This window comes from Streptomyces sp. SID12488 (assembly GCF_010548275.1).
In the GTDB taxonomy this organism is placed as follows: domain Bacteria; phylum Actinomycetota; class Actinomycetes; order Streptomycetales; family Streptomycetaceae; genus Streptomyces.
Genome location: NZ_JAAGLT010000001.1, coordinates 240035 through 254656 on the forward strand (window position 1 = coordinate 240035; position 14622 = coordinate 254656).

The 14622-nt window shown below is 69.7% G+C and carries 8 protein-coding genes and 1 pseudogene; all 9 read right to left on the bottom strand.

Annotated features, from left to right (window positions below; genetic code table 11):
- Nucleotides 1–256: 256 nt before the first annotated feature.
- On the bottom strand, nt 257–697 hold the full coding sequence (locus G3I56_RS01075; RefSeq protein ID WP_164406558.1) for a hypothetical protein: 441 nt from the start codon (nt 695–697) through the stop codon (nt 257–259).
- Nucleotides 694–2796, bottom strand: a complete 2103-nt coding sequence (locus tag G3I56_RS01080; protein WP_164406559.1) for an integrase — start codon at nt 2794–2796, stop codon at nt 694–696. Before G3I56_RS01080 ends, G3I56_RS01075 begins: the two co-directional genes overlap by 4 nt.
- Complete coding sequence (locus G3I56_RS01085; RefSeq protein ID WP_239134625.1) at nt 2793–4565, bottom strand: hypothetical protein; 1773 nt, start codon at nt 4563–4565, stop codon at nt 2793–2795. The genes G3I56_RS01080 and G3I56_RS01085 overlap by 4 nt, the downstream gene beginning before the upstream one ends.
- 164 nt (nt 4566–4729) lie before the next feature.
- A complete protein-coding gene (locus tag G3I56_RS43495; RefSeq protein ID WP_343239828.1) occupies nt 4730–6190 on the bottom strand; it encodes a hypothetical protein in 1461 nt (486 codons plus the stop codon).
- Nucleotides 6191–6309: 119 nt separating this feature from the next.
- Nucleotides 6310–8262: pseudogene (locus G3I56_RS01090) on the bottom strand (ComEC/Rec2 family competence protein); the annotation flags it as partial.
- Between the two features lie 131 nt (nt 8263–8393).
- Nucleotides 8394–9569, bottom strand: coding sequence for a ComEA family DNA-binding protein (locus G3I56_RS43095; protein WP_203688908.1), 1176 nt, complete (start codon nt 9567–9569; stop codon nt 8394–8396).
- Between the two features lie 143 nt (nt 9570–9712).
- Nucleotides 9713–10558: a DegV family protein gene (locus G3I56_RS01100; protein ID WP_164406564.1), complete on the bottom strand. Its 846-nt coding sequence runs from the start codon at nt 10556–10558 to the stop codon at nt 9713–9715.
- A gap of 81 nt (nt 10559–10639) precedes the next feature.
- Nucleotides 10640–11410, bottom strand: a complete 771-nt coding sequence (locus G3I56_RS01105) for a hypothetical protein (protein WP_164406566.1) — start codon at nt 11408–11410, stop codon at nt 10640–10642.
- 197 nt (nt 11411–11607) lie between these two features.
- Nucleotides 11608–14493: a leucine--tRNA ligase gene (gene leuS / locus G3I56_RS01110; protein WP_164406568.1), complete on the bottom strand. Its 2886-nt coding sequence runs from the start codon at nt 14491–14493 to the stop codon at nt 11608–11610.
- Nucleotides 14494–14622 lie beyond the last annotated feature (129 nt).

Sequence of the window (14622 nt, forward strand, 5' to 3'; positions counted from 1 at the left end):
CGGCATGCTGTGGCGATGCGCGACGGCACCATGGGGGACCAGTCCAACGACCCTCCGAGATCGCTTGGTTGGCGTTGCGAGCAAGGTGGATGCCCTGGTCCTGGCCGTCTCTGGTCAGGACCGCTTCGACGGACAGCACCACATCAGCGAGGTGCTGTCCGTCGATTGGATGCGCCCGCCGCTCGGGGTCGCCGTCCTCAGGGTGAATCTGCGACGGGGTGTCCAGTTCGAGGAGCCGAGCATCACTGGTACTCCGTCAATGCCGGGGCCCGCGGCGGCGAATGGGTGTGACCACGGTTGTGGTGTCCTTGTGGAGTTGCTGCCGGAGTGCTTCGTTGTCGTGGAAGAGCGCGGCGATCGCGGTGTGGGCGGCCTTGAGCTTCTTCTCCAGGTGCGTGCATTCCTGGGTCTTCGTGGTCAGGCGTTTCTTGAGGTCGGCGATGGCCGCGTCGCGTTTGGCCTCGCTGGGGGTGGCCTTGCCGTGGGCGGCGAGGTGCGCGTCCCATTCGGCCAGGATCGCGTGTGCTCGGTTCATGGTCGCGCGGCTGACCTGGGCCTCTTTGTAGAGGTTCTCTTTCGTGAGGCGGCCGTCGGTCCGCTGCGGACGCCCTTCGAAGAGGCGGGTCATCGCAGCTCGCAGGGCGGCGGCGGTCTTGGGGCTGACCAAGTCTTCGGGGGTGTCGGTGGGTTGGGTCACTGGGGCTGGCCTGCCAGGTGGAGCACGTTGCGGGTGATCTCCAGTTCGCGTTCGGCGAGGTCTCGGCGGCAGGCGGGTGTGGAGGGGCTGTTGATGAGCTGGAGCTGTTTGCGCTGGTGGGAGTCGTAGATCGGTAGGTGTTCGGGGCCGATCATGCTGTTGGCGCATCGGTCCGGCCGGCATCGTTCGTCGAGGGGACCGGTGTGTCCTTCGGGGACGATCGCGTTCTCCAGGCAGACGGCGCCGACGGGGTTGGTGTGGTCGGCGGTGCAGTTGTTGAGCATGCCGAAGCGGATGTGGATCCTGGTCGTTCGCAGGAGAGTCTCGGCGGTGCGGGCGTCGCCGTTGCGGGCCTTGACGGTCGCGGCGATCTGGTCGAAGGCGTCCTTGACGCGTTCGGCGCCGGGCCCGAATCCGATCTCCTCGCCTTCGGCATGACGGTGGTAGAGATCTTTGATCTTGCGGAACTTGACGTTGTCCAGAGCGCCTTCGAGGTATTTGGCCCACTCGGTGTCGGAGGCGGCGTAACTCTGGGTGGTGGCGTTGGCGAGGGCCCGTGCGGCGATGTGCTTGAGCTGGATACCGCTGGCGATCTCGGAGCCGGGGAACTGGTCAGTGAGCATGGCCATCGTGCGGCGGAACATGTGGGGCCGGATGTAGGTGGTGGGGATCTCGTCGAGCCCGGTCGTGGCTCGGTTGGCGTTCGCGAAGGCCACGAACGCGGCCAGCATCCTGACTCCGAGGATGGTGCCGTCCTGCCTGCTGGCGGTGACTGGGGAGAAGATGCGTTCGGGGTGCAGGGAGATCACTTCGGCGACTGCGAGAGCCTCAACGACGGGTTCGGCAATCCACCAGTGCTTGCCGGGGCGCTGGGTGGTGCCCTTGATCTTGGTGGAGGCGATCGCGGGGGTGCTGTAGTGCTCGACGACGGGCTCCCGCAAGATCTCGTGAATCTCCGAATCGCGCATCATGGAAAGACCCACGACCAGTACGAATGCCGCATCTCGTAGTGCCGTTTTGAGGTCGGTCAGGGCACGGCGTTCGAGGCCGGGGTGCCATCCTCCGGTGCTGCCGTCCGGCCGAGCGACCTGGTGGAGTTCCCCGGTCAGGGCATGGGGTGTGATCCGTCCCTCGGCCGCCGCGTCCAGGATGAGGACGCGTCGTCGCTTCGATGCCGGAGAGTCCGGAGAAAAGGCATTCGAGCGGGTGGACGCGCCGAAGCCCAGGAGAAGCAGCAGCAGGTTCCAATTGACCTGCGGGGTCGGGTCCTTCGACGCTGCGGGATGGACCGGGATCTTGTTTTGAGGGTCCGCGAGCCACTCCTCAAGTCGTGCGTCGATGCCGAACACGGAGTGGCTCGCGACGGCCAGGAGCTCGCTGATGCGACGGTCAGCGCGCAGGACGTCGGGGGCGAAGTCGTGGATGTAGGCCCAGGCGGCCCTGATCAGCGGGAACCAGGTCTGCGGAGGAACACTGGGGGTGGAGATCTTCCCCGTCCTGTCCCGGATGTCGCGGGCGACGTTGCGGGCACTCTGGCCCGGCCACGGATCTCCGGCGGGCCAGGGCAGGCTGAGGGCCGGCTCGGCCGCCGCCAGGCTCTTGAGGGTGCCCACGTGGCTTCTGACCGTTCCCGAGGCGATGCCTGCGCCGGCCAGATCGCTGATGCGTTGCCGCAGGTCCTCCACCGTCCATGCGTCGGGGTAAGCGGGAAGCCCGCTGTCACGGCCCCAACGCGCTGCCGTCCGAAGGCGCGAGGCGATGTGGATCAGGGTTCGCGGGTCGCCAGTCCTTTCCAGGACGACGCCGCTCTTGAGGACCTGGGGATGCCGCGGGTTGAAGGCGAACATGATGAACTCACGAGCCAGCAGATTCCAGTACGGGTCCTCCAGCTCCAGGCTGAACATGACCTTCCAGCCACTGGCGGAGATGTTGGCGGGCCTCTTGAGAACCCCGTTGAAGTCCCAGCAACCCGTGTCGCCGAACCGGGGGACGTAGGCGCCCGGCTCGCGAGCCCCGGGCAGCAACGAGCGGCCCGCGACGACGGGTTCGTCGTCCCGAAACAAGGGCGGGCGTCGTTGCTGGGGCAGTGTGACGATCATGCGTCGAACTCCGTGTTCGCGGCCAGTGGCAGGTCCAGGACGGCCTGGCCTGCTTCGATGTGCTTGAGGGCCAGGGCGATGTCCTCGGGCGTGCGGTCCTTCAGGACAGCTCGGAGGTTCACCCAGCTCTGCCCCCATAGCCGGGCGAAGACCGGCGGAGTCAGGACCGTACGAAGCCTTTCCAAGTGCCGTTGGAAGAGCAGTAGTTGAGGCAGGTTGGAAGGCATGATCCAGGCGTTGCGGCATTCCAAGCAGCGCAGCGGTGCGACGGCGCAGAGTTCGCCGGGGCGGCTGTAGGGCCCCTGGTAGGGGTCCTTGCAGTGGGAGACGCCCATGTCGAGCTGGCCGGACATGATGGCCTCGGCCTCTGCCGTGGACAAACCGGTGTCCTTGAGCAGGTCGTGGTCGACGGCCGCGGAGATGTCCGGGACGACGGTGGGGCCGTCGACGCGGTCGAGTGCCTTGTCGAACCAGTGCTGCTGAGCCGTGGTGATCGTCCGGCCGGACAGGATCCGAAGGGTGGTGCCCTGCGCGTAGTGGCCGGCGAAGGCTTCCTCGGTGTGATCGTCCGCCGCGTCGCTGATGCGGCCTTCGGTCACGATGGCCTTCTCGACCTTGACCGATTTCCGCAGGCGGCCGATGTTCCGGTCACCCTTGATCTCGATGCCCATGGCGTCCAGCCAGTGGCCGAACGTCCTCCGGGACTGGGGATTCCATTTGCCGAACTCGGGGGTGAAGCTGGGCGAGACGGCGCCGGTGACGAAGAGCGTGTCGGTGACGTGAGGTGTCTTGGCCCGGACCCGGGCGGTGATGTCCAGGAGTTGGCGGACCACCGCGCTGGCCTCGCGACGCGGCCAGTCCACGGTGACCTGATCCTCACTTGCGCTCTGTGGCTCCGGCCCGTCGGCGGGTGCGGGCTGGTCTCGAAAGGCCCTGTGTCGCAGCAGTCCGGCCCTGTTCTTGAGGAGGGTGAGCCGGACTCCCTTCGGCAGGAACTCCACCTGTTTCTCGCCGAACCCGGTGACCTCTTCCGAGGTGTAGCCGGTCGCGTCCATCAGCAGGACGCGGAAGGCGTGCAGGTCCATGGTGTGCGGATACAACCTCGCGAACAGCTGTCTCACCAGCTGCTGTCGTGCCGACTGCGGAACGAGGGCCCTGCCGGTGGCGGCGGCGAACTCCTTCAGTTCTGGTGGCCACTCTCGGGACGGTGGTATGTGTCGGCGGATGTCGTCGGGGGTGATCTGCTCGTGGGCCAGTCCGCAGAGCAGGTCAGCGATGCTGGTCCAGCTGCCCGCGTCGGGGTGCTGTCCTATCTCGGCAAGAGCCCAGCCCTCGTCCAGGCGCTTGCGGGTGGCGTGGACGCTCTGCCAGGCGGCGCGAACCAGGGTCCGCTTCTCCGGCCGGGTGAACTCGTCCCGTTCCGTCTTCTCGCCGCTGGCGAGGAGTGCGGGCCCGCGGGCCCACCTGGCCAGGTCCGGTGCAACATCACGATCGGAGTGGTCGTCGCGACGCACGACCAGCAGCCGCAGTCCGGCGGCCATCACCGAGGGGTAGGTCGAGCTGGGAGCGTAGGTCTCGGGCAGGCACAGTTCCCAGCCGATCAGCAGGTCAAAGAGCCCCTCATCCGTCAGGCTCACCGCCTCTGCCTCAGGCCCAAGCTTCTTGTCGACGTACTCGCAGAGCCGGTTGATCGCCATGTGATATGTCCTCGCGTGGGACGTGATGGCGGTGGCGGCCACGTACTCCACCCACTCGTCCGCCAGCTGCATGGCCAGTCGTGTGCAGTGGAAGCCTGACGGGTCCACTGCCAACAGCGTTCTGGGGATGCAGATCACTCGGGGACCGATGCCCCCTGGCGGGACGGGATTCGTCAGGGCCATGAGCAGACGTTCGCGTTCCTGCTTGCTCCGATACTTCCGGCGCGGCTTGGACATCAGCGAACGCCCTTTGAGGCCAGGGCGTGGGAGGCGATCTCGGCGTAGGTCGCCTGGTCGTCGCCGACCCAGCTGGAGAACGCGGCCTCGAACTCGTTGACCAGGTCGTCCGTGTACTGGAGGTACTGGTAGGTGGTCTCTGGGCTGGAGTGACCGAGTCGACGGCTGACGATCAGCAGCGGATTGTGCCGGATATGCCCGGTCAAGTAGGAACGGTGCCGACGGCGGCGAGCCTGCATGTCCGGCTCCTCGCCGTCCATGGCGTTCTCCAGATAGGTCAGCAGTTGCAGGGCGTACGTATGCCTCAGGTCGTGCCATCTCCAACGCCGGGCGGGCAGGTGCGGGGTGGTCCGGTCGGCGAGTTCGGTCATGCGCGTCCATGCCCGGTGGCGGTAGCCCTTCCAGGCGTCCGCCCCCGGCATCAGCCCGCCGCGGCAGACGAACAAGGACAGTGCCTCCAGGCCGAACTCGCCCTCGTGGACGGTGATCCGCCGCATCTTGGCGGGCATGGCGGACATCTGGAACTCGCGCACGACGCCGTCCAGGATGCCCCGCACCCGCCCGCCAGCGACGTCGACTTCACCGATGACGAACAGGTCGCGGGCCTTGCGCTCCAGGCCGCGGGCGGCCCTGCGGACGATGTCCGGACGCTCCAGGAGGCAGAAGAGGTCTGCGGAGGCGACCGCATCCTCCGGGACGTAGATGGTGCGGGCTTTGCCGTACTTCGCGCATGCCTGGACCGTGTACTCTGCGGCCCCGCCCGGCATCCCGGGCCACAGCCCCATCTCGGGAAGCAGCACCGTCGACCACTCCCGCCACCGTCCCCCCGTTCCCAGGGCGAGATCGGAACCGGCCCGGCCACGTAGCGGTGACCACCCGCGAAAGTGCTGGTCAACCGTAGCGTCGGGCAGCTGTCCTCCCAGTCCCACGTCCCGGAAGTACCGGTACTGCTCGAAGTTCAGATGCCGGATGTCCATGCTGGACCGGACCTGCGGCGCCAGCGCATTGCGTCCCCGAGCCGCCACCCGCGCCGGCCGGTGCGTCAAGATCTTGCGGTCGACGAGGAACCCGTAGAGGTCGTCCTGGACGAACGACTCCTTGCCCCACGCCGACCAGCCGATCGGCTTCTTCTGCCACCGGGTCCGCTGGTCGCGGTACGAAACGAGATCCGACTCCACCGCCGACAGCACGTCGCTGCCCAGGCCCGCAAGGTGGTCATCCAGGCGGCCGACCGCCCGCCCGTAGTCCTTCAGCGTCGTCTCGTCCAACAACGCCGTCGACAGATACCTGCCGTACTCGCACAAGAGCGGCACCGGCATCTGCGTCTCCTCGTCGAGGAACACCGGCGTCCCGTCGAGCACACCACGCCGCTTCAGCAACGCCTCCACCTCCGCCGCGGAGATGACGTCACTGTCCAGGAACCTCTCCAGCAGCCCGGACTGCACAAAGGCAAGATCCACTTTGGCCCCTCCCCAGGGACCCGGAGAGGAACTCCCGTCGGCTCACCTGTCTCGTACCACCACAACGGATCGAGACTGAACCACAGATCTCATGAGACAGATCTGAACAGCGGAAAGAAGAAGTGGGTCAGGATCACGAGGGGCACCTTGGTGACACCGAGTTCGCGCAGACAGTGGTCGACCAGTGCCGGGTCCGGTCCGGCGTCCACGACCACACCGGTGTTTTCCCCCGCCGCGAGCACGGTCGCGTCACCCTGGCCCACGTCGCACATCGCGAACCGCCAGCCCGGCGGCGGCCATCCCGTGATCACCCTGGTCAGCGGCGCCGGCCGCACCACCACCAGGAGCAGCAGCACCCCGCAGGCCGCGCACCAGCATGGATGCCTCAGCAGGCGTGCGCCGACGAACACGACGAGCACCATGCACAGCCCCAGCAGCAGCGCGCCCGTCCAGCTGCCCGGCCAGTCCACTCCCCCGCCGGGCAACGCCGCTCCCGTACGGGCGATGTCCACGATCCAGCCCGCGGGCCAACTCGCGCCCCAGGCCAGCACCTTGGCCACCGGCATCGCCACCGGCGCCGTGGCCAGCGCCGCGAAGCCCAGCACGGTGGCGGGGGCGACGGCGAACTCCGCGAGAAGGTTGCACGGCACCGCCACCAGGCTCACCCGCGCCGACAGCACGGCCACGACGGGCGCGCACACGGCCTGCGCGGCACCGGCCGCTGCCAGCGCCTCGGCCAGCCGCGGCGGCACCCCGCGCCTGCGCAACGCCGGGCTCCAGCGGGGCGCGAGGGTGAGGAGTGCCCCGGTGGCGAGGACGGAGAGCAGGAAGCCGTAACTCCGCGCCAGCCAGGGGTCGTACAGCACCAGCAGCAGAACCGCTGTCGCCAGCGCCGGGATCAGCGACCGGCGGCGCCCGGTCGCGAGGGCGAGCAGCGCGACGGATCCGCAGGCCGCGGCCCGCAGCACACTCGGGTCGGGTCTGCACACCACGACGAATCCCAGGGTGAGCGCGCCGCCGAGCAGTGCGGTCGTCCGGAGGGAAATACCCAGGCGAGGTGCGAGGCCACGCCGTTCGACCTGCTGGGCGAGAGCGGGCGGCCCGAGGAGTAGGGCGAGGATGATCGTGAAGTTCGCTCCGCTTACGGCCGTCAAATGCGTGAGGTCGGTCTCCTTGAACGCCTCGTCCAGCTCGGGTGTCACACGTGAGGTGTCCCCGACGACCAGCCCGGGCAGCAGTGCCCGCGCGTCCGACGGCAGGTCCTCGGTGGCGTCCCGCAGTCCCGCCCGCAGCCGCCCCGCGAACCGCTGTGCTGCCGACGGCTGCCTCACCACCTCCGGCGCCGCCCGGTCCCGTACCCGTAGCACGGCCGCGACCCGGTCGCCGCCCGTCAACGCGGGCACGAGCCGTCCGGTCACCCGCAGCCGTGTGGACGGCAACAGGCCCAGCCAGGGCGAGCCCTCCGGCCCGTCCGCCGCCTTCGCCGCCTTCGCCGCCCGTCCGAACGGTCCCGTCGTCTTCGGCTTCGCGCCCATGTCGATGGTCACGAGCACGGGCGTCCGCGTCACCACCGTGCTTCCGTCCGTCTCCTCGATGCGTCGGACATCGGCGTCGAGCAGTACGGCGGTCGGCAGGGCGTGGGCACCCTGGACGTGGGGCCGGGTGAGTCGTGGATCGGACCTCACCTCCAACTCGGCCGTCACGGTGGCGTACTGCCGCGCCAGCCCCGGCACCGGCCCGCGCCGCAGATCGGCCCCGTGCAGCCCGGCGGAGACGGCAGCCCCGGCGACACAGAGCAGCACGGCAGCCACGGAGACCCGCGACCAGCTGCCCCACCGGGGCTGTCCCGCCGACGGGAGTTCGGGGCACCCCGAAGTACGGCGGACCAGCAGGAGCAAGCCCGCCACGACCGAACAGACGACCGCGAAGCCGGTGACCCAGCAGGGCGGGACATCCAGCGCCAGTGCCGCCGTCAACCAGGCCGCCAGCGCGGGCGGCACCAACCGCAGGTCCGTCGGCCCTTCCTGCCGGGGGTTGGCTTCCCCCAGCCGTTTCCCCGAGACCGCGTGCACGGACCGGCGGGCGCGAGGTTCTCGACGGGTGGGGGTGACCTGTTCGCCGAATGTGCGGGGCTCCTCGTGCGCGGCCCCGGCCCCGCCACGCCCGGGCGGGCCTTCGGACTCCGACGAGAGCGGTACCCGGCTCATGGCTGCACAAGGTTTCGCAGGTCGGCGAAGCGGCGGTCACCGATGCCGTTCACGTCGCGCAGTTCGTCCACGGACCGGTATCCGCCGTGCTGGGTGCGATAGTCGATGATGTGCTGCGCCAGCACAGGGCCGACCCCCGGCAAGGTGTCGAGCTGGTCCGTGGTGGCCGTGTTCAGCGAAACAGGCGCCGCCGGTCCGGCCCCCGCCCCGCCCACGGAGCCGCCCGCTCCCCCACCGGCCGAGCCGACCACGCCGCCCACGACCGCCCCCGGTACGAGGGGCACAGCCCCGCCGACCACCACCTGTTCGCCGTCGACGAGGAACCGCGCGCGGTTGAGCCCGTCGGTCTTCGTACCGGGACGCACCCCACCCGCGGCCAGCAAGGCATCGGCGACCCTGGATCCGGCCGGCAGCCGATGAACCCCCGGCTCCCGCACCTTGCCGCTGACGTCCACCACGATCTGGGCCCCGGCCGTTCCCGCGACGCTCCGGGGACCGGCCGCGCCACCCGCCCGCGCCGCCGCGAACGGAGCCGCCGCCCGCACCACCTCCGGCGCGCGAACGGGCTGGGCACGCCCCGTCCAGAAGTGCTGCGCGGCGAGCACCGCGGCAGCGACCAGCACCACCGTGAGCGCCACCACGCTCCGCCGCTCCAGACCGCACCGCACCTGCAACCACACGGGCATCCGCTCCCGCATCGCAAGCCCGGCCCGCTCCTGCCAAGCCCCGGCAGCCCGACCGCTCATGCCCGCGCCCACCGCACCGGCGCCAGCACCGACATCCCTCCCCGGAACGGCAGTCGCACCATCGGCGACCCCGCCGACGCCCTCGCTTTCGCCCTCGCCGCCGACCCCACCGGCTCCGACGCCCTCACTCTTGCCAGATCCCCCACGCCTCACCGTCGGCCTGGCGAACCGCGCACCCTCTCCGCCCTCCACCGCCCCCGTATTCCGCTCACCCCCCGGCGGCCCGTTGCCCAACTCCCTTCGCTCCAGTGCCTGTTCGCCGAAGAGCACCTCCGCCCGCCGGCGGATCTCGTCGGCCGATTCCTGATGCTGCCGGGCCCTGCTACGAGGACGGCGATGGCCGTGACGGACGCGGCCGTCGGACATCGGGCCGCGCCCCGGGCCGCTGGTCGGAGTGGTTGCGCGTGAGTGCGATCGAAGTGCCATGCGCCGAGGATGGAGCAAGCCACCACACTCGCGATGATCTTGCTCAATTCCGGTGGATTACCCGCTGGTTGTGGATAACTCCGTCACCCACACGAGTGCCGCGCAGAGGCCGAGGACACCTCCAGAAGCCCCGCAGGGACACCTCACCGAGGCGAGACAACCACTCCCAGCAACCCAGGCCCCGTATGCGCCCCGATCACCGCCCCGATCTCGCTCACATGCAGCTCGGCCAGCCCCGGCACCCGTTCCCGCAACCGGTCGGCGAGGGCCGCTGCCCGGTCGGGGGCGGCCAGATGGTGAACGGCGATGTCGACCTGCGCGCCGCCCGCCTGCTCGGCGACGATCTCCTCCAGGCGGGCGATGGCCTTGGACGCCGTCCGTACCTTCTCCCGCAGCTCGATCCGGCCCCCGTCCAACTGCAGCAGCGGCTTCACCGCGAGGGCGGAGCCGAGGAGGGCCTGGGCGGCACCGATCCGACCGCCACGGCGCAGATAGTCCAGGGTGTCGACGTAGAAGTAGGCGGACGTGCCGGCGGCCCGCTTCTCCGCGGCGGTGACGGCCTCGTCCACCGTGCCGCCCGCTTCCGCCGCCTCGGCCGCGGCCAGTGCGCAGAACCCGAGGGCCATCGCCACCATGCCGGTGTCGACCACCCGTACGGGCACCGGCGCCTCACGGGCCGCCAGGACAGCGGCGTCGTACGTGCCCGAGAACTCGGCGGAGAGGTGCAGCGAGACGATGCCGGTGGCGCCGGACTCGGCGACCTTCCGATAGGTCTCCGCGAAGAGCTGGGGGCTGGGGCGCGAGGTGGTGACGGAACGGCGCTTCTGGAGTGCCTGCGCCAGGGACCGGGCCGAGATCTCGGTGCCCTCTTCGTATGCCCGGTCACCGAGGACCACGGTCAGCGGCACCGCGATGATGCCGTGGCGCTCCATCGTCCGCGGCGGCAGGTAGGCCGTTGAATCGGTGACGATCGCGACATGGCGGGACATGAGCTGGAGGTTACCTGCCGTAGCTCGTGGGCGGCAGCCCGCCCCTTTCACCTGCGACGGGACCGGAGTCGGTCCGCCGGATCAAGTCGTGCTCTCGGGACGGGGTTTCTTCTGCCAGGGGTAGACGGGCTGCTGGACCGGCGGGGTGATGGCCGGCCGGGTCGGTTCGGCGGCCCGTCGCGCGCCGGGGCTGTCCGGCCAGGTCTGCTGCGCCGCGGCGCCGTCGGCCTCCGGAGCCTCGGGCCACGGCGGCGGAGCGGGGGCCGGGGTGGGAGTCGGCGTGCGAGTCGCGGCAGGCGTGGGCTCCGCAGTCGTCCAGTGCCGCAGGGCGCCCGCCTCGACGTCTATCTGGGTCCTCAGGGCGTCCAGGTCGTCGCCCGCGAAACGGGTCGCCCGGTCCCGGGCCGCCCAGCGCAGTGAGTCGGCCGCCTGCGTGATGTGGTCGGTGCGCTCACGAAGGGCGGGCAGTCGTGCGACGAGCGTCGCCCGGTCGGGCTCGGACTCCAGCCGCTTCAGTTCGGCGTCCAGCTCGTGGCCGTGCGCGCTGAGCCGCTCGAAGAGGCCGAGGGACTCCTTGAGGGACTCGTCCTCGGACACGCCCGCGTGCAGCGCGTCCTGCGTGGCACGCATCGACGTACGCAGCTTGAGCCTGAGCTGGGCCAGCTCGCCGGCCGGGCCTGGCTGTGCGAACGTCTTGGCGCGCAGTGTGGTGTCCTCGACCGTACGGCGGGCCTGCGAGATCGTCCGGTCCACACCTCTCTTGGCCGCGCCGACCACCTTCACCGTCGCGTACACGCCCAGCACGACGAACAGCAGGAAGAGCAGGGCGACAACTGCGACAGCGGCTTCCACGACGCTCCTCCTCGTACCGGTCGCGGCCTTCGAGCCGCTCTTCAACGGTAAACGCAAAGGGCAGGCCCGGAGTTCCAAAAGAACCCCGAACCTGCCCGTAGGGGACTACCCCGATCGGCCTGGCGGACCGCCCACGCCTACACCCACGCGTTCACCCGCGCCAGTGCCAGTACCGATGCCCGCACCGGCGACCGGGTCTACGCCGTGACGATGTTGACCAGCTTCGGCGCCCGCACGATCACCTTGCGGATCCCCGCGCCGGCCAGCGCCTCCACAACCTTGTCGTCACCCAGCGCCACCTTCTCCAGCTCGTCGTCGGAGATCGACGGCGAGACCTCCAGGCGTGCCTTGACCTTGCCCTTGATCTGCACGACGCAGGTCACGCTCTCGTCCACGACGTACGCGGGGTCGGCGACCGGGAAGTCCTGGTGGACGACCGAGTCGGAGTGGCCCAGCCGGCGCCACAGCTCCTCGGCGATGTGCGGGGCCAGCGGCGCGACCAGCAGCACCAGGGTTTCGGCGACCGTGCGCGCGACCGGGCCGCCCGCCTTGGTCAGGTAGTTGTTCAGCTCCGTGACCTTGGCGATGGCGGTGTTGAACCGCAGGCCCTCCAGGTCCTGACGGACGCCGTCGACCGCCTTGTGCAGGGCACGCAGTGTCGCCTCGTCGGCCTCGGTGTCGACAACGGTGACCTCGCCGCTGTCCTCGTCGACGACGTTGCGCCACAGCCGCTGCAGCAGCCGGAACTGGCCCACCACCGCGCGCGTGTCCCACGGCCGCGACACGTCCAGGGGACCCATCGCCATCTCGTACAGGCGCAGCGTGTCCGCCCCGTACTCGGCGCAGATCTCGTCCGGAGTGACCGCGTTCTTCAGGGACTTGCCCATCTTGCCCAGCAGCCGGGAGACCTTCTCGCCTTGGTAGTAGAAGGCGCCGTCGCCCCCCACGACCTCGGCGGCCGGGACGGCGATTCCGCGGCTGTCGCGGTACACGAAGGCCTGGATCATGCCTTGGTTGTACAGCTTGTGGAACGGCTCGACCGAGGAGACGTGCCCCAGGTCGAACAGCACCTTGGACCAGAAGCGTGCGTACAGCAGGTGCAGTACGGCGTGCTCGGCGCCGCCGACGTACAGGTCGACACCGCCGTGGGGCTGCCCCTCGCGGGGGCCCATCCAGTACTGCTCGATGGCCGGGTCGACCAGCTTCTCGCTGTTGTGCGGGTCCAGGTAGCGCAGCTCGTACCAGCAGGAACCGGCCCAGTTGGGCATGGTGTTGGTCTCGCGGCGGTACTTCTGCGGCCCGCGCCCGTCGCCCAGGTCCAGGGTGACGTTGACCCAGTCCGCGTTGCGGGACAGCGGGGTCTCCGGGGAGGTGTCCGCGTCGTCCGCGTCGAAGGTGCGCGGCGAGTAGTCCTCGACCTCGGGCAGCTCCAGGGGCAGCATCGACTCGGGCAGCGAGTGGGCGACGCCGTCCTCGTCGTAGACGATGGGGAAGGGCTCGCCCCAGTAACGCTGGCGGCTGAACAGCCAGTCGCGCAGCCGGAAGTTGACGGTGCCGCGGCCGATGCCCTCGCGCTCCAGCCATTCGGTGATGCGCGCCTTGGCGTCGGCGACGCCCAGCCCGTCCAGCGAGATGTCACCGTTGGCCGAGTTGATGATCTTCGCGTCGTGCGCCCCGAAGGCGTTGTCCCATGTCGAGGTGTCGGTGCCGCGCCCGTCGGTCGGCTCGACGATGCAGTGGATCGGCAGCTCGAAGGCGCGCGCGAACTCGAAGTCGCGCTGGTCGCCCGCCGGTACGGCCATGATCGCGCCGGTGCCGTAGCCCATCAGGACGTAGTCGGCGATGAAGACGGGGATCTGCTCGCCGTTGGCCGGGTTGGTCGCGTACGAGCCGATGAAGACACCGGTCTTGTCCTTGGCCTCGGCCTGCCGCTCGACGTCCGACTTCGAGGCGGCCTGCGCGCGGTAGGCGGCGACGGCCTCGGCGGGCGTGCCGTGGCCGCCCGTCCAGACGTCGTGGGTGCCCTCGGGCCAGGCGGCCGGGGTCAGCTTCTCGACCAGCGGGTGCTCGGGCGCCAGGACCATGTAGCCGGCGCCGAACAGGGTGTCCGGGCGGGTGGTGAAGACCGTGATGGCCTCGCCGCCCGCGGGGAAGTCGACGCGGGCACCCTCGGAGCGGCCGATCCAGTTGCGCTGCTGCAGCTTGATGGCCTCGGGCCAGTCCAGCGCGTCCAGGTCGTTCAGCAGCCGGTCGGCGTAGGCGGTGATGCGCATGTTCCACTGGCGCAGCTTGGCCTTGAAGACGGGGAAGTTGCCGCGCTCGGAACGGCCGTCGGCGGTGACCTCCTCGTTCGCCAGTACGGTGCCCAGTCCCGGACACCAGTTGACGGGCGCCTCGGAGGCGTACGCCAGGCGGTACTCGCTCAGGACGTCGGCGCGCTCGATGGCGGTCAGCTCGTTCCACGCACGCGCGTGGTCACCGGGTACGGCGCGTTCGCCGCTCTCGAACTCGGCGATCAGGGCGGCGATCGGGCGAGCGCTGTCCGCCTCCTCGTCGTACCAGGAGTTGAAGATCTGCAGGAAGATCCACTGGGTCCACTTGTAGTACTCCGGGTCGATCGTCGCGAAGGACCGGCGCTTGTCGTGGCCCAGGCCCAGCCGGCGCAGCTGGACCTTCATGTTCGCGATGTTGGCCTCGGTGGACACCCGCGGGTGTGTGCCGGTCTGCACGGCGTACTGCTCGGCGGGCAGCCCGAAGGCGTCGAAGCCCAGGGTGTGCAGGACGTTGTGGCCGGTCATGCGCTGGAAACGGGCGGACACGTCGGTCGCGATGTAGCCCAGCGGATGGCCGACGTGCAGACCCGCACCGGAGGGGTACGGGAACATGTCCATGATGAACTTCTTGGGCTTGGCGGCCAGCGCGGGGTCGTTCGCCAGGTCACCGCTCGGGTTGGGAGCGGCATACGTGCCCTCGGCGTCCCAGAAGTCCTGCCAGCGTGCCTCGATGTCGGCCGCCATGGCGGCCGTGTAGCGGTGCGGGGCCGCGCCCTCGGCGGCGGCAGCAGCGGGGTTCGTCTCGCTCATGGTCCTCAAAGCTCCATCGATCGTCTCTGCCAGCGGCTGGAAATGAAAAATCCCCTCGCACAGGAGGGGACGCCGCGCCGATGCCGACCACGATTCATCAGTGGTCGGGACTGATCAGCGCGGCTCGCT